Genomic DNA, 23,256 nt, shown 5'->3' with positions numbered 1-23,256 from the left:
TCACCCGCTGACCGCCAACACCAAGTGCCCCGCGAACACTCACCCGCCCGCCAGCCACCGGCACCAAGTGCCCGACAGGCCACTCACCCGCCCGTCAGCCAGCCACCGGCACCAGGTGCCCGACAAGCCATTCACGCGCCCAGCGGCCACCGGCACCACATGCTCGACAGGCCACTCATCCGCCTGCCGACCACCAACACTGGGTGACCGGCAGGCCACCTGCTCACCCGCCGGTCACCCGTCGTTCAGAAGCAGCTGGTCAGCCCAGCGCCTGCTCCAGGTCCGCGACTAGGTCGGAGGCGTCTTCCAGGCCCACCGAGACCCGCACCAGGTCGTCCGGCACCTCGAGCGCCGATCCGGCGACCGAGGCGTGGGTCATCTGGCCCGGGTGCTCGATCAGCGACTCGACCCCGCCCAGCGACTCGGCCAGGGTGAACACCTGCGCCTTGCGGCAGACCTCGAGCGCCGCCTCTTTCCCGCCCGCGACCTGGAACGACACCATGCCGCCGAACCGCCGCATCTGCTCCACCGCGGCCTTGTGCCCGGGGTGGTCGCCGAGCGCGGGGTAGAGCACGCGGGTGACCTTGGGGTGCCGGGTGAGCATCTCGACGATCTTCTCGGCGTTGTCGCAGTGCCGTTCCATCCGGACGGCCAGGGTTTTCAGGCCGCGCTGGACCAGCCACGAGTCGAACGGGCCGGACACCGCGCCCATCGAGTTCTGGTTGAAACCGATGCGCTCGACCGCACTTTCACCCAGGCCCGAGATGCCGCCCATCCACGGCGCGAGGGCGCGGTCGGACACGATGGCCGCCCCGCCGACCACGTCGGAGTGGCCGCCGCAGTACTTCGTGGTGGAGTGCACGACGATGTCGGCGCCCAGGCTCAGCGGCTGCTGCAGGTAGGGCGTGGCGAAGGTGTTGTCGACGACCAGCAGGGCACCGGCCTGGTGCGCCACCTCGGCCAGGGCCTCGATGTCGGCCACCGAGAGCAGCGGGTTGGTCGGGGTCTCGACCCAGACCAGGCGGGTCTTGCCGGGCTCGATCGCGGCGCGCACCGCGTCCACATCGGTCAGCGCGGCGGGCGTGTGCCGGACCCCCCAGGGCTCGGCGACCCGCGCCACCAGGCGGTAGGTGCCGCCGTAGGCGTCGTCCGGGATGACGATGTGATCACCCGGGCGCAGCAGCGAGCGGAGCACGGCATCCTCGGCGGCCAGGCCGGACGCGAAGGCGAAACCACGGGCCGACCCGTCCGGCGCCTCGAGCGCCGCCAGGCAGTCTTCGAGGGCGGTGCGGGTGGGGTTGCCCGAGCGCGAGTACTCGTAACCCACCCCCAGCCCCTGCCGGAGACCGCCCACGCCGTCCTGCGCGTAGGTGGAGGTCTGGTAGATCGGCGTGACCACTGCGCCGGTGGCCGGATCGGCCTCGGACCCGACGTGGATCGCCCGGGTCGAGAACCCGGCCTCTGACCAGCGGGGACTTCCGGAATTGCGAGTCGGCTCGTTCACAGGCCCCAAGCTACTACCGAGCGCCGACAAATCTGCCCGAGCCCGCCCTCGGCAGCGGGAACGGACGGGGGCCAGACTTGGTTGTGATCGATGGCGCGGGACCGATCGTTCCGCCCGAAGCATCAGGAGGTCAGAATGATTTTCGGCAGCAGGTCGAAGAGCACGATGGTCGAGCGGGAGAAGGCGCTGCCCGGCCGGGAGAGCCGGCCGTTCACCGTGCCGGCCCGCCACGCCGTTCTGGGCACCCCGCTGGAGGGCCCGTGGCCCGAGGGCACGCAGGTGGTCTACCTGGCCATGGGCTGCTTCTGGGGTGCTGAGAAGACGTTCTGGCAGACGCCGGGCGTAATCACCACCGCCGTCGGCTACATGGGTGGTTACACCCCGAACCCGACCTACGAGGAGACCTGCAGCAGCCTCACCGGCCACACCGAGGCCGTGCTGGTCGCCTACGACCCGGCCAAGCTCAGCCTGGACACGCTGCTCAAGACGTTCTGGGAGTCGCACGACCCGACCCAGGGCTACCGCCAGGGCAACGACCTGGGCACGCAGTACCGCTCGGCGTTCTACTGGACCACCGACGAGCAGCGTGAGGCCTACCAGGCCAGCCAGAAGGCCTACCAGGCCGCCCTGGACAAGGCCGGCTTCGGCCACATCACCACCGAGTCCCGGCCGGCGACCGACGCAGGCACCTTCTGGTACGCCGAGGACTACCACCAGCAGTACCTGAAGAAGAACCCGAACGGCTACTGCCCCGACCACGGCACCGGCGTCACCTGCCCGATCGGCGTGGGCGTGCTCTACGGCACGGGAGTGAAGGCCGAGTAGTCATCCAGGCCGTGCCCGCCACGAAGCGGGCACGGCTACGGGTCAGGTGGCTACGAAACTCTTGAGCCGACCGGCAATAACCGCCAGATCGTCGAGTTCGCCGGAAGCAATGGCCATCACCAGGTCAAAAGCATCGTCATCGGCCGGCGCGAGCTCCACACCGTTCTTGGCACAGAACACGTAGGTTCCCAGCCACGCCAGTCGTTTGTTGCCGTCGACCAGTGGATGGTTGGACACCAAGGAGTGCAGGAGCGCCGCCGCCTTGGTCAGCAGGTCCGGATAAGCCTCCTGCCCGAACATCCCGGCTCGGGGCCGGTTCACGGCAGCGTCCAGCAGACCGATGTCCCGCACCTGGACCGGCCCGCCGACGGCGTACCGGGAGATCAGCAGGGCCTGCTCGACGCTCAGGTAGCGGATCATTCGCCGAGACGGCGCAGGAGATCGGCGAACTTCGTGGCTCCCGCAGCCGCAAGCTCTTCGGTCTGCGCGTCGTCATCGGCCCGGAGCAGGTAATCGCTGATCGCGGCCTGAGCCACCTGCTGCATGCTCCGGCCCTCTCGCTCGGCCCGGCGCCGAAGGGCCTCGGACTGCACATCATCAAGACGCAGGGTCATTGCCATGCCTGACATGATACCAACCTGATACCACTCGCTCCGCTTCAATTACCCGTCGAGTGCGAGGACTACCACCAGCAGTACCTCTACGAGAACCCGAACGACTACTGCCCCGACCAGGTCTGGTCACAGTGCCCAGCCTTCCAGGGGGCGCAGGGCATCAATCCGCCAGTAGCAACGTGAACCGAATAATGGGTAGATGTCCCCCTCAGCGGCCACGCCCGTCGTCTACCTCCTGAGCGGCCTTCCCGGTTCTGGTAAATCGACCTACGCCCGCGGCCTGGAGCGAACCGGAGTGACTCGCCTGTGCGTGGACGAGCTCGTGCAGGCGCAGCACGGCAGGCCGGGCAAGGACTACCCCGGGCACGAGCAGCCCGCTCGTGAAGCACCGATCCTGGCCGAGGTCCGTCGGCAACTCGCGCGACTGGTGCTGGCTGGACAGTCTGTGGTCCTGGACCACGGGCTGGGTCTGCGCAGCGACCGGGACGACTACAAGAAACTGGTGACCGAGTCGGGTGGTCAGTGGCGTCTGCTGTACTTCCAGGTCGAACGCCCAGAACTGCTGCGGCGGCTCTCGCTCCGAAATGCCCAGGAAAGCTCCGGCATCATGACGGTCGAGACGCTGGACTGGATGATCAGGACGTCGGAACCCTGCGAAGGGGAGGGCGAGGAACTGGTCACCGTGAGAGACGCCTAGGCTCGGCCAGACACGTTCGCGATGGAGGTCAGAGCCCATGTTCACCCTCCGGCCCAACCTTCCCCAGGCCCTTGCCAAGGCCGAGCAGACCGTCCCCAATGAGCCCGTCGACTGGCTGAAACACCCGCCGCACAACGCTCATCGCCTGGATCGCACCGTCCAGCTCCCCGACCGGGCCTCCATCACCGAGTGCGGCAGCGCCCTGCTCAACTGGGAGGTTCACCGCCTGGCCGGGCTGCGCACGCTGGCGAGCGGGCCGGCCCAGCCGGGGGCAACCGTGGTGCTCGGAATGCGAATGGGCCCGGCCTGGGCGGTGGCGCCGTGCCGGGTCATCGAGGCGGTGCAGACCGAACAGCTCGTGGCGTTCAGCTATACCGCCTTGCCCGGTCATCCCGAGGCCGGGACGGAACGCTTCGCCTTTGTGCGCGACGAGAGAGGTGCGCGATTCGAAGTGAGCGCGGTGAGTCGACACGTGTTCTGGGGCAGCCGCCTGGTGCCTTTCCTGGCTAATTTCGTTCAGGGGCAGGCCACGGAAAAGTACCTCCGGGCCGGTCACTCACTGGTGAACGATTAAGGCACCCTCGGCTTACGGGTGGTAGCGGTCCCCGTCGGCCAGCACGGCCTCGGCAATGTCAGCGGGAAACATGCTCCGGATCGAAGGCCCATAGTACGAACCGTCCTGAGGGAAGGTGACCGTTTCCCCATCGACCTTGACCGGGGTGGAGTAGCCCGAGTCGCCGGCCTGACAGTCGGCCCAGACGTAGTCGGCCGTACCCACTTCTCGCAGCAGGCGCACAGCGCAAGAAGCCTGGGGGTCGACGGCCAGCAGCGTGGCGATCCGGGCCTCTTCCCGTTGCACGCCGGGCTCGGCCCGGTCAGGCAGCGCGATCGACGGCTCACCCCCGCCGCAGGCCCCCAGCAGAACGCACGTCCCCAGCACCACCGACCAGCCGAATCGGAACATACCGATCACCTTACGAAGGAAAGGGCTGTCCAGCCGTAGCCGGACAGCCCTTTCTTCTGACCAGTGAGGATCAGGTGGCCGAGACCCAGCCCATGCTCAGCGCGCCGAGCATGACCAGGCCGAGCACGATCCGGTAGGCCACGAACACGTAGACGCTGTGCCGCTCCACGAACTTCATCAGCCAGGCGATGATCGCGAAGCCGACCACGAAGGCGACCAGCGTGGCCACCGTCATCTGGGCCACGCCGGGGCCGTCGCCCGCGGTCACGTCCGGCAGGGTGAACAGGCCGGAGGCCACCACGGCGGGGATCGCCAGCAGGAACGAGTAGCGCACGACCACGACGCGCTTGAGGCCGATGGCCAGGCCGGCGGTGATCGTGCCGCCCGACCGCGAGACGCCGGGGATCAGGGCCATCGCCTGGGCGAGGCCGAGGATGATGCCGTCCTTCACGGTCAGCTCGTGGAAGTCGCGTTCCTGGCGGCCGAACCTCTCGGCCAGTCCCAGGAAGATGCCGAAGACGACCAGCATGGTGGAGACCAGCCAGAGGTTACGGGCGGGCTCCTTGATCGCGTCCTCGAAGAGCAGGCCCAGCACGCCGATCGGGATGGTGCCGAGGATGACCAGCCAGGCCATCTTGTACTCGAAGGTCTGCCGCAGCGAGGGGCTGACGAAGCCCTCGAGCCAGGTGATGAAGAGCTTCCAGATGTCCTTGGCGAAGTAGATCAGGACGGCCGCCTCGGTGCCCAGCTGGGTGACGGCGGTGAACGCCGCGCCCGCGTCCCGGTCGAAGAACACCTCGGACACGATCCTCAGGTGCCCCGACGACGAGACCGGGAGGAACTCGGTCAGGCCCTGCACCAGACCGAGGACGATCACCTCTAGCCAGCTCACGGCGCTCTGTACCCCTTCGTTCCGGCATGCACCCGCGCCTGCCGGTGCAGGGATGCCACATGAGATCCCCGGCTGCGTCGCCGGAGACGATGTTCGGTCGCACACCGTGTGGGCGCAGAGGTTTTTCCTCGCGGGGACGGTGGCCAGCCGACCATACACGCCTTAACGGACCGTTAGGCAAACTTGCTCATTACCCGAAAACGCCCGTCAGACGGTAACCATCAGGCGACACCCCCGGTGCGGCAAAAGTTCCCGGGCACCCCCGTTCAGGGGCAGAACGGAACTGCCCGCCACGCCATCACCGCGCCAGGTAAGGGAATTCGGCGGTATTCACCCGACGAACGGGTGAGCAGCGGCCGCTACTCACCCGTTCAGTCCATTTCTCCCCCGCCGGGCCCGGTGTTTCCGCCCAGTGCCTGATCGCAGCCGGATCGTGATCAGGTTCTAATCTTCGGCAGCCGGATCGTGAGACGGCTTTCCGGCGCCGGAGTGCAGGAGTTCCAGTTCCGCCAGCACGTCGGCCTCGGCCCGGTCGAGCGACACCCCCAGGTCGCTGAGCAGGCCCTGCCCGTTCTCGAACTCCAGCACCGCCAGCAGCAGGTGCTCGGTGCCGACGTAGTTGTGCGCGAGCCGCAGGGCGGTGCGCATGGTCAACTCGAGCACCTTCTTGGCGCCCGGGTCGTAGGGCACCATCTCCGGTGCATCGGCCACTCGTGCGGGTAGCGCGGCAGTGGCCACCTCTGCGAGTCGCTCGGCCGTGACCCCCTGCCGGGCGAGAACCGTGAGCGCCAAGGTGTCCGGCACCGCCGCCAGGCCGACCAACAGGTGGGCGGGCAGGGTCAGGTCGTTGCCGGCCGCCAGCGCCGCGTCGTGCGCCTTCATCACCACCGAACTGGCCCGCGGGGTGAAGCGGCTGAAGCCGTCCTTCAGGTCGATCGGCTGAGCATCGGCCTTGGGCACGAACCGCTTCTGGGCGGCCTGCTTGCTGACCCCGATGCTGGTGCCGATCTCCGTCCAGGAGGCGCCGGAGCGCCGGGCCTGGTCGACGAAGTGGCCGATCAGATGGTCGGCGACCTCGCCGAGGTAGTCACCGACGACGACCGCACCGGAGAGCTGCTCCAGCGGGTTGTCGTGGGCCTTCTTGATGCCCTGGATGAGATCGTCCAGGCGCACGCTACGTGTCGTCGAGCTGGATTCCGTCATACGTCAACCCTAGGTTGACGCAAGACGGTCGTCAACTATTGGTTGACGCGATCGGCTCAGGCGGCGCGGGTGAACATGGGCTGGCCGTCCCGCTCGAGCAGCTCGTCGAGTTCCTCGTCGCGCAGTGTTCCGGTCAGGCCGAGGGCATCGGGGAACAGGTGCAGCCCGGGAGCCGGACGCGCCACCTGCGGGCGCCGAGGGGCAACGGCCAGGGCACCAACAATGGACGAGGGTGCGCCGGCAAGGCCGTCGAGTGCGGTTTGCGGGGTGGCCGGGTCGACGGTCGGAGCAGGCGTGCCGGAGGCACCCGCGATCGCCGGGTCCCGGGTGGTGCGCGACTGGTAGACCGTGCCGATGTAGATGCCGGCCAGCAGCGCCAGACCGCCCGCGATCTGCCCACCACCCAGCGGCTCGCCCAGGACGACGATGGCGATGGAGGTGGCCACCAGCGTCTCGAGGTTCAGGAAGACCCCGGCGATGTGCGGCTCGACGCCGGTCTGCCCGTAGGCGAACAGGGTGAACGGCAGCACCGTCCCGAGCACCGCGAGCGCCAGGGCGGCGAGCAGCGCCGCGCCGTTCAGCCCGTCCTGACCGGGCACCGGGACCGATTCGGTGATCAGGGCGAACGGCAGCACCGCGACGGCCGAGGCGAGGAACTGGGCCGCGGTCACGGCGACCACGTCCTGGCCGGGCAGCAGCCGGGCCTGGACGATGGTGAAGGTCGCGCCGATCAGCACCGAGCCCATCACGATCACGTCGCCGAACAGCGTCGCGTCACCACCGCCGGCCCCGGCCACCACCACGATGCCGGTCAGCGAGAGCGCGAACCCGATCCAGGCGACCGGCCCCACCTTGGCGGCGTTGAAGACCACGGCGAGCACCGCCACGATCACCGGGACCGAGCCCAGCAGCAGGGCGGCGTGGGTGACGCTGGTCCGCTCGAGGCCGATGTTCTGCAGCAGCACGCAGGCGCCGTACCCGAACGCACCGTAGAACCACAGCGCAGGCCGGACGGCGCGCAGGTTCGGGCGGACCACGGCCAGGATCACCAGACCGGCGACCGCGAAGCGGAACACCGTGAGCCAGGCCGGGCCGAAACCCTCGAAGGCGGCCTTGCTCAGCGGGACGGTGGTGCCCCAGGTGATACCGGCGATGGTCAGGGCGGCGAGGGCGGAGGTGCGGCGATCGGCCAGGAAGGCACGCGGACGGGCGGAGAACATGGTGACATCGTGCGCTGCACACGTCGATAAATCGGACACTCGGACGAGTTGCCAACTATTATTTGGCCCCATGGCCGTCGAGCTTGACGAAATTGACGTAAGACTCCTCACCCAGCTCCAGCAGGACGCCGATCGGACGAACCTCGAGCTGGCCGAGCTGGTCGGGCTCTCCCCCGCCGCCACCCTGCACCGGGTGCGGCGGCTGAAGGAGAGCGGCGCCATCCGGATCATCAGCGCCCGGGTCGACGCGGCCGCGGTCGGCTTCCCGCTCACCGTGTTCATGTCGGTCACCACGGCCAACGCCCGGGCCACGGAGCGGTTCGAGCGCGAGGTGCGCGAGCTGCCCCAGGTGATCGCGGCCGACACCGTGGCCGGCGAGATGGACTACTGGCTCACCGTGGTCGCCCGGGACGTGGAGGACCTGGAGCACACGCTGACCCGGATCGCCACGCACGGCGGCGGCCGGGTGGTCACCTATCTCCGGCTCAAACAGCTGAAACCGCCCACCCCCCTGCCCCTTCTGCCGAGCACGGCGGCCCGACAGAGGCGCAGGGGGTGACCGCGACTCAGCGCCCCGTGCGCGGTTCGCCCGGGTAGGTACCGAAGTACCAGCTGTTGCCCTCCGGGTCCTCGGCGGCGAAATCGGTTGACCCGTAGTCGGTCTGCCTCAATTCGGTGGTGATCCGGGCACCGCCCGCCCGGGCCCGCTCGATCAGTTGCTCGATCCCTTCCGGCACCACCACGTAGCAGCTGAACGCCCCCGGCGGGACGATCGGCCGACCGTCGTCGCGGGCCGACCCGAGCATCACACCCCCGCCGTGCGGCCAGCTCAGCTCGGCGTGTTGCACCACCTCGCCCTCTCCGTGCACGGCCGTCTCCTCGAAGCCGAAAGCCTGCACCAGGAAGGCGATCAGGCCGCGGGCGTCACGAGCGGAGAAGGTGGGCCAGACGGTGGGCGGTGGCAGGCTGGGCGTTTCGGTCATGATTCCTCCCGATCCAGGTTGAGCCAGCCCCTCCCCTTCGGACCGGCACTGTCACTGTGCCGCAGCTGCCGTCATCCGGTCTTGAACGTTTCGGAAGGAAGATCGAGAGACCCGCCGGGCCTCTCCTCGGCCAGCCACCGGCGCGGGGGCAGGCCCGCCATCTCGGAGAACTCCCGGCTCAGATGGGCCTGGTCGGCATACCCGCACTCGGCCGCCAGCCGGGCCAGCCCGGCCGGCCCGGAGCCCGGGTCGCCGAGCCGTCGGCGGGTGACGTCGAACCGGGCCACCCGGCCGGCCGCCTTCGGGCTGAGCCCGATCTCGGCGGTGAACCGATAGGCCAGATTGCGCGGACTCCAGCCGACCCGACGGGCCAGGTCGGCCACCCCCAGACCTCCGTGCGAGGCCAGCAGCAACTGCCAGGCCCGCACCACCTCGGCGGCCGGGCCACTGTCACCGCGATCGAGACGCTCGAGGAAGAATCGGTCGAGCACCCCGAACCGTCCGGGCCAGGTCGATGCTGCCCGCACCTGCTCGTGCACCTCGACGCCGTCCCGCCCGAGCACATCGGTCACGGTCAGGTTCTCGCCCCCCAGTTCACCTCCGGGCAGGCCGAGCAGACGGCGGCAACCCAACGGCGAGAGAGCCACCTGGATGCCGGACTGTGCCCCCTGGTGAACGATCAGGGCTGGCGTGCGGTGCAGTCCTCCGAGGTACGTGTCGTAGCTACCCCCGGGATGTCCCTCCGGCAGCGCCGCCGCAACCATGGGCTCGTCGAGCGTGAAGATCAGCGTGAGCCAGGGCGAGGGCAGGCCGCGGTGCCGGCCCGGCGCCGATCCGCGCTGACGGTAGCCGGAGTACCAGGGGATGTACGTCTTCAGCGGGGTAGCGGGAGCGCGGTGCAGCAATTCGTCGACGAACTCCACCCGACCATCCTGGCCGCTCAGCGGCCTCGGTGCCCACGAACGTCCTCAAGCCCAAAAGAAAGTCGCGAGCCCCCGGCGGGGACTCGCGACGAGAACGGAACACCCGGCGAGCGGGCGGCTCACCCGGCTCAGCAGTTCACCCCGTTGTCCGGGTGCAGCGGATGGGTGGGTTCGAAGTGGCTGGGGTCGAGCCCGCGGGAGTCCTGGCCGAACCAGGGGGCGAGGGCGATGGTGGCGGTCAGGAGCAGAAGCAGAATGAAGAAGGCCATAGGTCCATTGTGACGATTCTGGCCTTGCATCACATAGCCAATTTCTGAAGACTGGCCACATGCCCCTCGCCAAGAAGCAGCCAATCCAGCAACGTGGCCGGGTCAGCGCCCGTGAGCTGATGCCATTGCTGACCGATTGGCGTGCCTCGGCCGTCGGCATTCCGGGCTACCGCGCCCTCGCCGACCGGCTGCGCCTGCTGGTTCTGGACGGGCGTCTGCCGGTCGACACGGTGCTGCCGTCGGAGCGCACCCTGGCCGATGCCCTGCAGACCAGCCGCACCACCACCACCTCGGCCTACCGGCTGCTGCGGGAGTCCGGCTTCGCCGAGGGCAGCCAGGGCGCCGGCACCTGGACCACGCTGCCGCGCGACAGCAAGCTGGAGTCGCCGATCTGGCCGGAGCACCTGAGCGGGGAGGCCGACCCGACCGGCGCCAACGGCGACTTCTCCTCCGCCGCGCTGGAGGCCCCCGCCGAGCTCTACCCCGCCTATCAGGCCGCCCTGGCCGAGATGCCCCGCTTCCTGCCGGGCAACGGCTACGTCACCAGCGGTCTGCCGATGCTGCGCGAGCGCATCGCCGAGCGCTACACCGAGGCCGGGCTGCCCACCACGCCGGAGCAGATCCTGGTCACCAACGGCGCTCTGCAGGCGCTGCACCTGGTGCTCGGCGTGGTGATGGAACGCGGCGACCGGGTCCTGGTCGAGCACCCCACCTATCCCGCGGCCGCCCAGGCGATCCGGGCGGCCGGGGGCCGGTGCGTGCCGGTGCCGGTCGAGGACGGGTGGGACGTGCAGCGGATGGGCACCCTGATCCGGCAGACCGGCGCCCACCTGGCCTACCTGATGGTCGACTTCCACAACCCCACCGGCGACCTGCTGGACGAGGCGGGGCGGCGACAGCTGGGGGCGATGGTGGCCGACACCGGCTGCCGGGTGATCGTCGACGAGACCATGCGCGACCTCGACCTGCGCACCACGCTGCCGGCCGCCCGCGCCGGTCGGCCGGCTCCCGACCCACTGCCGATGCCTCGCCCTCTGGCCGCCTTCGCCCCGGCCGAGCACGTGATCACCCTGGGGTCGGCCTCCAAGACCTTCTGGGGCGGCCTGCGGATCGGCTGGATCCGGGCCTCGCAGCCGCTGATCCGCAGGCTGGCCCTGGCCCGCGGCAACGAGGACCTGGGCGGGCCGCTGCTGGAGCAGCTGGCCACCGCGCACCTGCTGGAGAACGCGGAGCCGATCCGCCGGCACCGCCAGCAGTTGCTCGCCGACCGGGCGATCGCGCTGCACGACGCCCTGCGGGTCAACCTGCCCGACTGGACGGTTCCGCTTCCCCAGGGCGGGCTCTCGCTCTGGTGTCACCTGCCCGAGCCCCGTAGTTCCCAGGTCGCCGCGGCGGCCCGGGCGCTGGGCATCTGGCTCACTCCCGGGCCCCGTTTCGGGCTCGACGGGGCGTTCGAGGCGCGGATCCGGATGCCCTTCGCCCGGCCGGTGGCCGACCTGGTGCCGATGACCGAGGTGCTGGCCCGGGCCTGGCGCGCTCGCGGGCGCGCGCACACCTTCGACGACGACCTGACCACGGTCTGACGGTCCGACCTCACATCTGCCCTCGCCCAAACGTCTACAGGGGTAGAGGGGCCTGTCCCGCCATCCGTAACCGAAGGAGCACCCGTGACCACGACCTCGTCCGGCTTCGTCCCGTTCACCGACGAGCGGCCCGACGACGCGCCCTGGCCCGCGATGAAGTGGCCGATCGACCACGGCGTGGTGCTGTCGGGCGGCGTGGTCATCTTGTCGCAGTTCACCGAGGCCGACGCTGAGGCGCTGTTCGCCGCCCTCGACCACGACGCGGTCTGGGCTCACGTCCCCGGCCGCCCCGCAGACGCAGACGCCCTGGCCGCAGCGGTGAACCGGCGCATGGCGGTGCGCGGTGACGTGGCCTGGGTGGTCCGGCTCCGCGAGGCCGTGGGCGATCTGCCCGCCGGGGCCGTGGTGGGCACCACCTCGTACCTCGACGTGGTGCCGGAGGCGGCCCGGCTGGAGATCGGCTGGACCACCTACACCCCGGCGGTGTGGGGCGGTCCGGTCAATCCCAGCGCCAAGTTCGTGCTGCTGCGTCACGCCTTCGAAGAGCTGGGGGCCGGCCGGGTGCAGTTGAAGACCGACGTGCGCAACCACCGTTCGCAGCGCGCCATCGCCCGGCTCGGGGCCCGGCCGGAGGGGGTTCTGCGGCGCTATCAGCCCCGGGCCGACGGCACGATGCGGGATACCGTGATGTTCTCCGTCATCGCCGAGGAGTGGCCTGCGGTGAGTTCCGGCCTTCAGCGGCGTCTTGACTCCTAGAGTCCCGTCCCGAGGAGAGCAGCATGTGCCGCAACATCCGCACCCTGGCCAACTTCGAGCCGCCCGCCACGCACGACGAGATCGGTGCGGCGGCGCTGCAGTACGTCCGCAAGATCGCCGGCACCACCGCCCCCTCGCGGGCCAACGAGGAAGCGTTCGCCCGGGCGGTCGCGGCGATCACCTCGATCACCCACGACCTGCTCGACGAGCTGGTCACCACCGCCCCGCCGAAGAACCGTGACGCAGAGGCGGCCAAGGCGCGGGCGCGCAACGAGGCGCGGTTCGGCCCTCGGTGAGATCGCGCTGAGAAATTGAGGACGGGTGGTGGGCCTCGGGCGCGAACGCCCGATTGCGTTCGGGCCGGGTTCGGGTCGCGTTGGGGTTGAGCTCGGTGCCGACCCACTCACAGAGGTGCGGCGGGCTCCGAAGAGGCGCGCAGACGTCCACAATTGGGGTCGGCTGGCGCTTATTCCCGATCACGCTCCCGGCTGAAACCGCGATCGGGGGCGCGGACCAGGTGTCAGCCGGCCGCTCGCCGACGTAACGTCGGGGCGTGACGATCTCCCCAGATCCGCGTCCTGAAGACGTCCGGGCCGGCCGCTGGCCGGACCACCTGCCCACCACGCTCGGTGCCCTGCGGGCCTCCGGGCACCGGCACCGCACGGTCAAGCAGGAGATCGCGGCCAACCTGCTGGAACTGATGCGCACCGGCAAGCCGCGGTTCCCGGGTGTGGTCGGCTTCGACGAGACGGTGCTGCCCGATCTCGAGCGCGCCCTGCTGGCCGGCCACGACCTGGTGCTGCTGGGTGAGCGCGGGCAGGGCAAGACCCGGCTGATCCGTACCGTGGTCGGCCTGCTCGACGAGTGGACCCCGGTGATCGAGGGCGCCGAGCTGAACGAGCACCCCTACGACCCGATCACCCCGGCCTCGATCCGCCGCGCCGCCGAACTCGGTGAGGAGCTGCCGGTGGCCTGGGTGCACCGGGAGTCGCGCTACGCCGAGAAGCTGGCCACGCCGGACACCAGTGTCGGCGACCTGATCGGTGACGTGGACCCGATGAAGGTGGCCGAGGGCCGCACCCTGGGCGACCCGGAGACCATCCACTTCGGCCTGGTGCCGCGCATGCACCGGGGCGTGATGGCGGTCAACGAGCTGCCCGACCTGGCCGAGCGGATCCAGGTGGCGCTGCTGAACGTGCTGGAGGAACGCGACGTCCAGGTCCGCGGCTACGTGCTGCGGCTCGATCTCGACCTGCTGCTGCTGGCCAGCGCCAACCCGGAGGACTACACCAACCGCGGGCGGATCATCACCCCGCTGAAGGACCGCTTCGGCGCCGAGATCCGCACCCACTACCCGGTCGACCTCGAGCTGGAGATGGAGCTCGTCCGGCAGGAGGCCGGGCTGGTCGCGGTGCTGCCCGAGCACCTGCTGGAGGTCCTGGCCCGGTTCACCCGCGCGGTGCGCGAGTCCAACGCCGTCGACCAGCGTTCCGGGGTCTCGGCCCGGTTCTCGATCGCGGCGGCCGAGACGGTTGCGGCGGCCGCCCTGCGACGGGCCACGCTGAACGGCGAGACCGACCCGGACGGCGCCCCGCCGGTGGCCCGGGTCGGCGACACCGAGACGATCACCGGGACCCTGCGCGGCAAGGTCGAGTTCGAGGCCGACGGCGAGGGCCGGGAGACCGAACTGCTCGACCACCTGCTGCGCCGGTCGGTCGCCGAGACCTGGCGCAACCGGCTCGGCGGGGTCGACCTGGCCGGCTTCGTGGCCGCGGTGACCGAGGGCGAGGGGGTCTCCACCGGCGACGCGGTGGCCTCCAGCGACCTGCTGGCCCAGCTCGGCACCGTTCCCGGGCTGTCCACCGTGCTCGAGCGCCTCGGGTTCGACGAGGTGCCCGGCCCGGCCGACGCCGCCTCGGCGATCGAGTTCACCCTCGAAGGGCTGCACCTGACCCGGCGGCTGGCCAAGGACTTCCTGGCCGACGGACGCACGGTCTACGGCGGCGAGTAGGTCGCACGGTGAACGGGGCGGCCCTGCGACGGGCCGCCTCGTTCGTCGGTTATGTCCCTGATCTGCAGTGCCCGTTGAGGCAGCTTCCCACCCGGCCGCGACAACTCGGCTCAAACCCCTCCTGTTTTGTCGGACCCCCGGTCTAGAGTCGCCGTGGCGAGGTGACGCGGGTCACTTCCGGTCCAGGTGGGGGCATTGTGAAAACGTCTGGTGCGATCCGAGGGCTGGCCGCTCTGGCCGGGGTTCTGCTGGTCGCGAGCGCGCCTTCGCCGGCGTTCGCCGCAGCCGATGCGCCGGTGGGCGCCGCGGCCTCGCCCGGGCGCTACAGCTTCGACCTGACCGTGGTGGGTGTGCCCACGCGCACGGTGTCCGGGGCGAAGCAGGCCGGGGTGGTCGACGTGCACTTCCCCGACGGGCGCACCCAGCGGCTCAGCCAGCGCTCGCTCGGCCTGGGAACCAGCTCCCACCAACGGTTCGGCGCCGCCGTCTCGGTGCGCGACCTGAACGGCGACGGCCTGTCCGACCTGGTGGTCGGGGCCCCCGGCGCGGCCGGCAAGAGCCGCACCGGCGCGGCCTACCTGCTGCTGCAGAGCGCGGGCGGCTTCACCGCGGCCAATGCCTCCGCGCTCGACAACAACGCCGAGCCGGGCGACCGGTTCGGCAGCGCCGTCGCGGTCGGCACCCGCGCGAGCGGCACCGGCATGCTCGACCTGTGGGTGGGCGCGCCGGGGCGCGACGTGAACGGCAAGAAGGACGCGGGCGCCGTCTACCGCTACTACCTGAACGCGACCACCGGCAGCGCGTCCTTCAACGACGTGATCTCGCAGGACACAGCCGAGCTCAGCCAGTCCGCCGAGACCGGCGACCAGTTCGGCGAGGTGCTGGCCGACTCGCTGAACGGAGTGGTGGTCGGCGTGCCGCACGAAGACGTGGGGGCCGGGCGGGACGCCGGTGAGGTGGTGTTCGTGCGTACCAACACCACCACCGACCTGCTTACTGCGGCAACCACATTCACCCAGAACACCAAGGGCATCCCCGGAGCGGCCGCTTCCGGCGACCGGTTCGGCGCCGCGCTGGCCCCGTTCGGGTTCGCGGTGGGCGCGCCCGGTGACGACCTGGGCACGGTCACCGACGCCGGGCGGGTGCAGGTGTTCCAGGTCAACGCCGGTAGCACACCGCGCCCGTTCTTCTCCTTCACGCAGGACACGAGCACCATTCTCGGCAAGGCCAAGAAGGGCAACCAGTACGGCGCGGCACTGGCTCTCGGGTCCTTCCGTTGTCCGGGCGCCTTCCAGCTGGCGGTCGGCGCCCCCGGCACCGATGTGGGTAAGGCGAAGGACGCCGGGGCGGTCTTCGTGCAGTCGCTGCCCGGCACCGGGGCCGACAACTGCAAGTCCACACAGCTCAACCAGGGCAAGGGCGGGGGCCTCGGCGGCACCGCGAAGAAGAACGACCACCTGGGCCGGGTGATCACCACGCTGCCGGGCGACCCGGCCGAGCCGAACGCGAAGATCGACAACCTGATCGTCGGAGTGCCGGGCAAGGACATCGGGAAGGCGGCCGGCACCGGGGTCTCGGTGGTCTGGACCGGCAAGAAGGTGCTGAAGACCTTCGGCTTCTCCGGCGGGAACGCGAAGAACCAGGCCTACGGCAGCAGTTTCGGGGTCAGCGACGTCCTGCCCGAGATGGTGATGTAGAGACTGAGGGTCGTGGCCGGGCTGCTCCTGGGGGGCGCGGTCGGGCTGTGCGGCGGTGACCGGGGTGAAGGATGGCCGGGCGCGGCCCGGGCAGAGCGGGCCAGCGGGTTCGGCGGTTTCGTGCGCGGCACGGTTCGGCGGTTTCGTGCGCGGCACGGTTCGGCGGTTTCGTGCGCGGCACGGTTCGGCGGTTTCGTGCGCGGCACGGTTCGGCGGTTTCGTGCGCGGCACGGTTCGGCGGTGAGGCGGCCTGGCGCCGACCAAGGCTTGTGTCGGGCTGAAGAGTGGCACGGGGCGGGCTTATTCCCGGTGATCGGGTAATCAGCTAAGGGCGATCAGGGGTGACCTTGGGGGCCCTTGCCGACGTACGGTCTTCCGGTGACTCCTCGGCGGCGCGATCCGCGTTATCGGTACGGTCCGTGGCGCGGCGGGCCGGATCCGCTGACTCCTCCCTACGACGTGCGCCGGGCCCTCGACGCGATCGGCGATCGGGTGCTCAGCGGCGAGAACGTTCGCGAGGCCCTGCGCGACCTGCTGCGGCGCGGCCTGCCCGACGAGAACGGGCGGCGCACCGGGCTGGACTCGCTGCGCGCGCGGGCCGAGCGGATGCGCAAGGAGACGTCGCGACGGGGCCGGCTGGACGGCGCCGTCACCCGGGCCCGGGCCCAGCTCGACCAGGCCCTGGCCTCCGAGCGGGAAGAGCTCTCGCTGCGCGACGGCGACGAGGCCCGGTTCGCCGAGGCCCAGCTCGACGCCCTGCCCCGTTCCACCAGCGCGGCGGTGCAGGAGCTGTCCGAGTACCGCTGGGCCTCGAAGGAGGCCGAGCAGATCTACCGGCAGATCCTCGACGGCCTGCGCAGCGACGTGATCGACCAGCAGTTCAACGGCATGCGCAACGCCCTGCAGGGGCTCGGGCCGGACGCCGACCCGCAGCAGCGGGCAGCGGCGATGGCAGCGATGAACGAGATGCTCGACGACCTGAACTCGCTGCTGGACAAGCACGCCCGCAACCAGGACACGCCCGAGGACTTCGAGCAGTTCATGGCCAAGCACGGCCAGATGTTCCCGGACGACCCGCAGAACGTGGACGAGCTGATCGACTCGCTGGCCCGTCAGGCGGCCGCGGCCGAGCGGCTGATGAACGCGCTCAGCCCGCAGCAGCGCGAAGAGCTGCAGGGCCTGATGCAGCAGGCCCTGGGCGACGCCGGGCTGGCCGCCAAGATGGGGCAGCTGACCGACAACCTGCGGGCCCTGCGGCCGGGTGAGGCCTGGGGCCAGGGTCGCGGTGAGGGCCGGCGGATGAAGGGCCAGGGCGAGCTGGGCTACGGCGACGCCGCCGGGGCCCTGCAGGAACTGGCCGACCTGGACGACCTGATCGACCAGCTCAGCCAGGACCACGCGGGCGCCACGCTCGACGACATCGACGTGGAGACGGTCGAGCGCTCGCTCGGCGCCGGTGCGGCCGCCGACGTGCAGGCCCTTCAGGAGCTGGAACGCGAGCTCGAGCGGCAGGGCTGGCTCACTCGGGCCGACGGTGCGCTCACCCTCTCCCCCAAGGCGCTGCGGCGGCTCGGGCAGAGCGCGCTGCGGCAGGTGTTCGCGCACCTGGGCTCGGGTCGCCGCGGCGAGCACGACATTCGCGACGCCGGAGCCGCCGGCGAGGCCACCGGGGCCTCCCGACGCTGGGAGTTCGGCGACGAGCAGCCGATCGACGTGGTGCGCTCGCTGCGCAACGCGGTGCACCGTCAGGCCGCGGCCGGCAACCGGGGCGGGATCCAGCTGCTGGCCGAGGATTTCGAGGTCGTCGAGACCGAGCGCCGGGCCAGTGCGGCGGTGGCGCTGTGCGTGGACCTGTCGTTCTCGATGATCTCGGAGGGCCGCTGGGGCCCGATGAAGGAGACCGCGCTGGCCCTGGCCCACCTGGTCGCCACCCGGTTCCCGCAGGACGCCCTGCAGATCGTCGGTTTCGGCCGCTACGCCTCGAAACTCACCGTGGAGCAGCTGGCCGGCATCGAGCCGGACTACGTGCAGGGCACCAACCTGCAGCACGCCCTGTCGATCGCCGGACGGCACCTGCGCCGGCACCCCGACGCCGAGCCGGTGGTGCTGGTGGTCACCGACGGCGAGCCCACGGCCCACCTCGAGCCGGACGGCACCGCCTACTTCGACTACCCGCCCACCCAGACCACGATCAGCCTGACCGTGGCCGAGGTGGACGCGCTGACCCGTTACGGCGCCGCGATCAACGTGTTCATGCTGGGCGAGAACGAGGGGCTGCGGCGCTTCGTCGACGCGATCGCCCGGCGCAACGGCGGCCGGATCTTCACCCCCGGACTGGAGAACCTGGGCGAGTACGTGGTGAGTGACTATCTGAAGTCGCGCCGCGGCCGGAAGTAGACCGAACGAGCCAAAGGCGTTGTGGACGTCCATTGTTGCCTCAAGCGACTGTGCCTCGCCGCCGAGAACGGGGAGACCCACATCCATAGTCGCGAGGGGATTCCCCATGGCCGAGATCCTCGTCATCGACGACGACCCCGACATCCGGGACCTGCTGTTCGACGCCCTCAGCGGGGCCGGGCACGCGGTCCGGGTCGCCCCCGACGGGGACTCGGGGCTGAAGGCCGCCAGCGGGCACGCGCCTGACCTGGTGGTGCTGGACTGGATGCTGCCCGAGCACAGCGGCCTGGAGGTCTGCAAGGCGCTGCGGGCCGACCGCGCGCTGGCCGACGTGCGGGTGCTGATGCTCTCGGCCCGGGGCACCGAGTCGGACATCGAGTACGGGCACGAGGCCGGGGCCGACGGCTACATCGTCAAGCCGTTCAGCCCCCGGGCCCTGGTCTGGCGGGTGGAGTCGATGCTGGCGCAGGAGCACAAGGTCATCGACGCCACCCCGGACGAGTAGCTCTTCTACAGCCGCAGCGGGACGGGGAGCGAGGTCATCGCCGGGAGGTTGACGGTGAAGGTCGCTCCCTCGTCCGCCGCGCTCTTCACCCCGATCGTGCCGTGGTGCGCCTCGACGATCTGACGGACCACCGCCAGCCCCAGCCCGGTGCCCTGGATCGCCTGCCGGCGGGCCTGCTCGGTGCGGAAGAAGCGGGTGAACAACTGGCCCTGCTCCTCCACCGGGATGCCGATACCGGTGTCGCTGACACTGATCTGCACACCGGGCCGGGTCAGGTCGGGCACCGACGCCGCGACGGTCACCGTGCCACCCGCGGTGGAGAACTTCACCGCGTTCGAGAGCAGGTTCAGCAGAACCCTTTCCAGCTGCGAGCGATTGCCGATCAGGTAGGGCAGGCCGGGCGGGATCTGCACGTCGATCTCCACCCCCTGCGACTCCATCGCCGGCCCGAGCACCCCCACCGACGTGGCGACCAGCTCGGCCACGTCGACCTCCTCGTCCATCCGGGCCGCGGCCCCGGAGTCCACCCGGGACAGCGTGAGCAGGTCCTCGACCAGGGCGAGCAGCCGGCGGGAGTTCCGGTCGATCACCTGGACCATGCGGGTGTGGGTGGGGTCCTCGGCGGAGGCCAGCAGCATCTCCGCGTAGCCGGTGATGCTGGTCAGCGGGGTGCGCAGCTCGTGGCTCACGGTCGCCACGAACTCGCCCTTGAGCCGGTCGAGTTCGCGCAGTTCCTCCTCGACCTGCTTCTGCCGGGTGATGTCGACGTAGATCGCCCCGATCGCGAACCGCCTTCCGGTGCCGTCCACCACGGGGTAGCGGACCACCAGGAAGGTGCGGTCCTCGCCGTCCACCGACCAGATCTCCTCACCCTCGACCTTGTCGGCGCCGTCCAGGCAGGCCTGCTCCACCGAGGTCAGCTTGCGGCGGTCGAGCACGGCGGGACGGGGGGCGGCGGCGGTCGGGCGCAGCCGGTCGAACTCGGTGTTGGTGAGCAGCGTGCGGCCGGTGGCGTCGCGCACGCAGATCGCCGCCGGCGCGTGATCGACCACCCCGCGCAGGATCTCGGCGGTCTCCCGGCGTTCCTGCTCGATCACCCGGGCCTGGGTGGCGAGCCGGCGCTTGGCCAGCGCGTGCTCGATCGCCGGGGCGAGCCGGACCAGCCGGTCCTTCAGCAGGTAGTCGGAGGCGCCCAGGCGCAGCGAGTTCACGCAGGTGTCCTCGTCCATCACCCCGCTGACCACGATCAGCGGGATGTCCATCTGCAGCTCGCGGAGCATGCGCAGGGCGTCCGGCGCCGCCATCGAGGGCAGGGAGTAGTCGCACAGGACGATGTCCGGCTGCTCACCGAGGCCGGAGACGAACTCCTCCGGGGTCTCCACCCGGGTCCAGGTGGGCTCGTACCCGGCCCGTTTCAGCTCCAGCAGGAGCAGCTCGGCGTCGTCGGGGCGATCCTCGACGATGAGCAGCCGCAGTGGCGATGGCATGGTTTCTCCCGTGTCGTGATGCCGTTCCCGCTCTTTCGTCCGTCACCGGCCCCCACCGGCCAGGACGACCCTCCGGTCGCGGGGTGGATGGTTGTGGACGAGCCAGTACCGGCCGATGTCGAGGACCGTCTCGAAGTACGGCTCGATCTCGACCGGCTTGACGATGTAGCTGTTCGCGCCCAGCGCGTAACAGGTCTCCAGGTCGCCGTCCTCGGCCGACGACGTCATCATCACCACCGGTACCTCGCTCAGCACCGGGTGCGCCCGCATCTCCCGCAGCACGTCGATGCCCGAGACCATCGGCATCTTGATGTCCAGCAGCACCGCGCGGGGCAGGTCGTGCAGGTCCCGCCCGGCCCAGGGCCCGCGGCCCAGCAGCAGGTCCAGTGCCTCGACACCGTCCCGCGCCGACTCCACCCGCCCCGGGAACCGTCCCCGCCGCAGCGCGTGCAACGCCAGTTCCCGGTCGTGCGGGCTGTCCTCCACCAGCAGCAACCAGGGCTGCAGCTCACCGATCGGCCCGTTGTTGACCCCGGCGGCCGAAACCACTCCGCTCATCGCAGATCACCCCCCGGTGACGGCAGTGTGAAACCCATCGTGGCGCCGACTCCCGGTTCACCCACCGCCGAGAGCTGCCCGCCGTGCCGTTGCACGATCCGCTGCGACAGCGCCAGGCCGATCCCGGTGCCGGTGAACTCCTCGTTGTGGTGCAGACGCTGGAACACCTGCCCGAGCTTGGCCACGTAGCGCATGTCGAACCCGGCGCCGTTGTCCTTCACCAGATACATCACGGTGTCCGGGACCGGCAGCGGATCCGGCCCGGGCCGGGCCGGCTCGTCCTGCTCGGCCACCTCGGCCCGCACCTCGATCCGGGCCGACTCCTTCTTCCCGGTGTACTTGATCGCGTTGTCCAGCAGGTTCATCCAGACCTGCTGGATCAGCCGCCGGTCGCCGTAGGCGGGTGGCAGCGGGGCCACGACGAACTCGATCTGCCGCCCCTCCCGGGCCGGTTCCAGCGCGTTCCAGCACTCCCGGGCCAGCGCCGCCATGTCGATCGCCCGGGACTGCATCTGCTGGCGCTGCATCCGCGAGAACGACAGCAGGGCGTCGATGAGATTGCCCATGTGCTCGGCATTCTCGGTGACCTTGGCGAGGTAGTGCAGGGCCTCGGCGGGCATCTGCTCGCCGTAGTCCTCGGTCATGATCCGGGCGAAGCCGCTCATCGCCCGCAGCGGCGCCCGCAGGTCGTGCGAGACGCTGTAGGAGAACGCCTCCAGCTCGGCGTTGACCGCGGCCAGGTCGGCGTTCTTCTGCTCCAGCTCGACCGTGCGCTCGGCCACCCGCTCCTCCAGCAGCTCGGTAAGTTCCTGGCTGGCCTGCTGCAACGCCCGCTGCTCGGAGACGTCGTGGGTGACCTTGACGTAGCCCTGCAGCCGCCCGTGCTCGTCCCGCATCGCCGAGATCGAAGCGTGCGCCCAGAACACCGATCCGTCCTGGCGGACCCGCTTGCCCTCGACGTGGATCTTCCCGAGGGCCTGCGCGTCGGCCAGGATCTTCCCCGGTAGCCCGGAGGCCTGGTCGGCGGCGTCGAAGAAGCTGGCGTAGGGCAGCCCGATCGCCTCTTCGTGGGAGTAGCCCTGCATGCGCTCGGCCGCCGCGCTCCAGCTGTGCACCTTCCCGCAGCCGTCGAGCATGATGATGGCGTAGTCCGAGGCTCCCTCGAGAAGCCTTGCCAAACGGGCCAGCTCGTTGCGGCTGCGCTCGGCCGACTGCCAGCTGTCGGTGATGTCGGTCCAGATCATCAGCGCGCCGGCGGTGCCGTCGTCCAGCTCGATCGGCTGTCCCGACAGCAGCATCCGGCGGGGCCCCGAGTTCGGACCCAGGCTCACGTCGACCAGTTCCCGGGAGAGCGTGGCCCCGCCGAGGACCTTTTCCACGGGCGCGCTCTCGACCGACTCGTCCACCGCCGGGTGCTGGTCCGGGCCGGAGCGCACCGGCCGCACCTGACGGCCGAAACGCTGCATCCGCTGACCCACCCCGATCCCGAGGTCGTTCAGCAGCGCGGCGGCGGCCGGGTTGGCGTGTCGCACCACCCGGTCGCCGTCCAGTACCGCCATCGCGGCCTCGGAATCACGCCACAGCAGATCGATCAGCGAGTGCCCGCCACTGACCGGCGGAACGAACGAGGCGGCCGCCGACGGCGCCGGCGACGGGTACGTGCTGGTCACTTCCCCACCCCCGGCCTGGTGCGGGACCTCGGCGGCCCCGCTCGTCATCAACTGATCCAGGTCACCAGGCATGCTCGGTGACGGAAGGGATGGGCCGTCCGGTGATCGCCTCGTCGACCGCGTCGAGCAGGGCGTGCGCGGCGAACGGTTTGGTCAGGTAGGCGGCGCCCAGTTCGTGCCCGCGCAGGATGTCGCGTTCCCGGGCGGATGCGGAGACGAAGATCGCGGGGATGTCGTGCCGGCCCTTGCGCAGCCGGGTGAGCAGGTCGAAACCGTCCATCCCGGGCAGGCCGACGTCGAGGACGTAGGCGTCCGGGGCCCCGAACTGGTCCACCGAGTCCAGCGCCAGGTCGGCGTCGGGCATGGCGATGACCCGGTGGCCCACCATGACCAGCCGCATCGAGATCAGGTCACGGACGTCCGGGTCGTCCTCGACAACCAGCAGTCGGGCCACGGTGTCTCCTCGTTCGCCAGGTGGAGCGGGGGCAGGTCGCTTGC

25 protein-coding genes are annotated in these 23,256 nt (G+C 70.4%); 11 read left to right on the top strand and 14 right to left on the bottom strand.

Annotated elements, in window-relative coordinates:
- Positions 1-259: 259 nt before the first annotated feature.
- On the bottom strand, positions 260-1,504 hold the full coding sequence (locus tag QSK18_RS08460) for a cystathionine gamma-synthase (protein ID WP_232809341.1): 1,245 nt from the start codon (positions 1,502-1,504) through the stop codon (positions 260-262).
- Between the two features lie 135 nt (positions 1,505-1,639).
- On the opposite strand from QSK18_RS08460, the gene msrA reads away from it, so the two are divergent.
- Positions 1,640-2,329: a peptide-methionine (S)-S-oxide reductase MsrA gene (msrA, locus tag QSK18_RS08455; RefSeq protein ID WP_285617685.1), complete on the top strand. Its 690-nt coding sequence runs from the start codon at positions 1,640-1,642 to the stop codon at positions 2,327-2,329.
- A gap of 42 nt (positions 2,330-2,371) precedes the next feature.
- Here msrA and QSK18_RS08450 read toward each other — a convergent pair whose 3' ends face one another.
- Together QSK18_RS08450 and QSK18_RS08445 are read right to left on the bottom strand one after the other, a co-directional pair.
- A complete protein-coding gene (locus tag QSK18_RS08450; protein WP_232809343.1) occupies positions 2,372-2,749 on the bottom strand; it encodes a type II toxin-antitoxin system death-on-curing family toxin in 378 nt (125 codons plus the stop codon).
- A complete protein-coding gene (locus QSK18_RS08445) occupies positions 2,746-2,949 on the bottom strand; it encodes a DNA-binding protein (RefSeq protein ID WP_232809344.1) in 204 nt (67 codons plus the stop codon). The genes QSK18_RS08450 and QSK18_RS08445 overlap by 4 nt, the downstream gene beginning before the upstream one ends.
- 193 nt (positions 2,950-3,142) lie before the next feature.
- Here QSK18_RS08445 and QSK18_RS08440 point away from each other — a divergent pair, with 193 nt between their 5' ends.
- Entirely contained in the window at positions 3,143-3,640 is a 498-nt protein-coding gene (locus QSK18_RS08440) for a P-loop nucleotide/nucleoside kinase family protein (RefSeq protein WP_285617683.1), read from the top strand.
- A gap of 37 nt (positions 3,641-3,677) precedes the next feature.
- Positions 3,678-4,214 carry a DUF1990 family protein gene (locus QSK18_RS08435; protein ID WP_232809346.1) on the top strand — a complete coding sequence of 179 codons (537 nt, stop codon included), beginning with the start codon at positions 3,678-3,680 and terminating at the stop codon, positions 4,212-4,214.
- Positions 4,215-4,226: 12 nt separating this feature from the next.
- Here QSK18_RS08435 and QSK18_RS08430 read toward each other — a convergent pair whose 3' ends face one another.
- The 4 genes from QSK18_RS08430 to QSK18_RS08415 form a co-directional block, all read right to left on the bottom strand.
- A complete protein-coding gene (locus tag QSK18_RS08430; RefSeq protein WP_232809347.1) occupies positions 4,227-4,604 on the bottom strand; it encodes a hypothetical protein in 378 nt (125 codons plus the stop codon).
- A 70-nt stretch (positions 4,605-4,674) separates the two neighbouring features.
- Positions 4,675-5,496 carry an undecaprenyl-diphosphate phosphatase gene (locus QSK18_RS08425; RefSeq protein WP_232809348.1) on the bottom strand — a complete coding sequence of 274 codons (822 nt, stop codon included), beginning with the start codon at positions 5,494-5,496 and terminating at the stop codon, positions 4,675-4,677.
- Between the two features lie 444 nt (positions 5,497-5,940).
- Positions 5,941-6,699 (bottom strand): Clp protease N-terminal domain-containing protein, encoded by a 759-nt coding sequence (locus QSK18_RS08420; RefSeq protein WP_232809349.1) that lies wholly within the window; start codon positions 6,697-6,699, stop codon positions 5,941-5,943.
- Positions 6,700-6,755: 56 nt separating this feature from the next.
- Positions 6,756-7,919 (bottom strand): DMT family transporter, encoded by a 1,164-nt coding sequence (locus tag QSK18_RS08415; protein WP_232809350.1) that lies wholly within the window; start codon positions 7,917-7,919, stop codon positions 6,756-6,758.
- Between the two features lie 70 nt (positions 7,920-7,989).
- On the opposite strand from QSK18_RS08415, the gene QSK18_RS08410 reads away from it, so the two are divergent.
- A complete protein-coding gene (locus tag QSK18_RS08410) occupies positions 7,990-8,478 on the top strand; it encodes an Lrp/AsnC family transcriptional regulator (protein WP_285617677.1) in 489 nt (162 codons plus the stop codon).
- A 7-nt stretch (positions 8,479-8,485) separates the two neighbouring features.
- On the opposite strand, the gene QSK18_RS08405 is transcribed toward QSK18_RS08410, so the two are convergent.
- The 3 genes from QSK18_RS08405 to QSK18_RS08395 all read right to left on the bottom strand — a co-directional run bounded on the left by QSK18_RS08405 (position 8,486) and on the right by QSK18_RS08395 (position 10,094).
- A complete protein-coding gene (locus QSK18_RS08405; protein WP_232809352.1) occupies positions 8,486-8,902 on the bottom strand; it encodes a VOC family protein in 417 nt (138 codons plus the stop codon).
- A gap of 71 nt (positions 8,903-8,973) precedes the next feature.
- Positions 8,974-9,825: a helix-turn-helix domain-containing protein gene (locus QSK18_RS08400; RefSeq protein WP_232809353.1), complete on the bottom strand. Its 852-nt coding sequence runs from the start codon at positions 9,823-9,825 to the stop codon at positions 8,974-8,976.
- 128 nt (positions 9,826-9,953) lie between these two features.
- On the bottom strand, positions 9,954-10,094 hold the full coding sequence (locus tag QSK18_RS08395) for a hypothetical protein (protein ID WP_232809354.1): 141 nt from the start codon (positions 10,092-10,094) through the stop codon (positions 9,954-9,956).
- 59 nt (positions 10,095-10,153) lie between these two features.
- Here QSK18_RS08395 and yczR point away from each other — a divergent pair, with 59 nt between their 5' ends.
- The 7 genes from yczR to QSK18_RS08360 all read left to right on the top strand — a co-directional run bounded on the left by yczR (position 10,154) and on the right by QSK18_RS08360 (position 19,043).
- Positions 10,154-11,677, top strand: coding sequence for a MocR-like transcription factor YczR (gene yczR / locus QSK18_RS08390; protein WP_232809355.1), 1,524 nt, complete (start codon positions 10,154-10,156; stop codon positions 11,675-11,677).
- An 84-nt stretch (positions 11,678-11,761) separates the two neighbouring features.
- Positions 11,762-12,433, top strand: a complete 672-nt coding sequence (locus QSK18_RS08385; RefSeq protein ID WP_285617671.1) for a GNAT family N-acetyltransferase — start codon at positions 11,762-11,764, stop codon at positions 12,431-12,433.
- Positions 12,434-12,456: 23 nt separating this feature from the next.
- The gene (locus tag QSK18_RS08380; RefSeq protein ID WP_285617669.1) at positions 12,457-12,729 is read left to right on the top strand and encodes a DUF2277 domain-containing protein; all 273 of its coding nucleotides are present in this window, start codon (positions 12,457-12,459) and stop codon (positions 12,727-12,729) included.
- Positions 12,730-12,986: 257 nt separating this feature from the next.
- On the top strand, positions 12,987-14,444 hold the full coding sequence (locus QSK18_RS08375) for a magnesium chelatase ATPase subunit I (protein ID WP_285617667.1): 1,458 nt from the start codon (positions 12,987-12,989) through the stop codon (positions 14,442-14,444).
- 197 nt (positions 14,445-14,641) lie between these two features.
- Positions 14,642-16,141, top strand: a complete 1,500-nt coding sequence (locus QSK18_RS08370; RefSeq protein ID WP_285617665.1) for an integrin alpha — start codon at positions 14,642-14,644, stop codon at positions 16,139-16,141.
- Between the two features lie 378 nt (positions 16,142-16,519).
- On the top strand, positions 16,520-18,538 hold the full coding sequence (locus QSK18_RS08365) for a vWA domain-containing protein (protein ID WP_285617663.1): 2,019 nt from the start codon (positions 16,520-16,522) through the stop codon (positions 18,536-18,538).
- A gap of 106 nt (positions 18,539-18,644) precedes the next feature.
- Positions 18,645-19,043, top strand: coding sequence for a response regulator transcription factor (locus tag QSK18_RS08360; RefSeq protein ID WP_232809361.1), 399 nt, complete (start codon positions 18,645-18,647; stop codon positions 19,041-19,043).
- A gap of 5 nt (positions 19,044-19,048) precedes the next feature.
- Here QSK18_RS08360 and QSK18_RS08355 read toward each other — a convergent pair whose 3' ends face one another.
- From QSK18_RS08355 to QSK18_RS08340, 4 genes are read right to left on the bottom strand one after another with little or no spacing between them, the layout of a single operon-like run.
- On the bottom strand, positions 19,049-20,530 hold the full coding sequence (locus QSK18_RS08355) for an ATP-binding response regulator (protein ID WP_232809362.1): 1,482 nt from the start codon (positions 20,528-20,530) through the stop codon (positions 19,049-19,051).
- Between the two features lie 42 nt (positions 20,531-20,572).
- Positions 20,573-21,088: a response regulator gene (locus QSK18_RS08350; RefSeq protein ID WP_285617660.1), complete on the bottom strand. Its 516-nt coding sequence runs from the start codon at positions 21,086-21,088 to the stop codon at positions 20,573-20,575.
- On the bottom strand, positions 21,085-22,806 hold the full coding sequence (locus QSK18_RS08345; protein WP_285617658.1) for a sensor histidine kinase: 1,722 nt from the start codon (positions 22,804-22,806) through the stop codon (positions 21,085-21,087). The genes QSK18_RS08350 and QSK18_RS08345 overlap by 4 nt, the downstream gene beginning before the upstream one ends.
- Positions 22,807-22,819: 13 nt before the next feature.
- Positions 22,820-23,212: a response regulator transcription factor gene (locus tag QSK18_RS08340; RefSeq protein ID WP_232809365.1), complete on the bottom strand. Its 393-nt coding sequence runs from the start codon at positions 23,210-23,212 to the stop codon at positions 22,820-22,822.
- Positions 23,213-23,256: the final 44 nt, after the last annotated feature.

It is taken from the genome of Kineosporia sp. NBRC 101677 (genome assembly GCF_030269265.1).
Classification (GTDB): Bacteria; Actinomycetota; Actinomycetes; order Actinomycetales; family Kineosporiaceae; genus Kineosporia; species Kineosporia rhizophila.
This window is presented reverse-complemented; position numbering and strand designations above follow the sequence as displayed.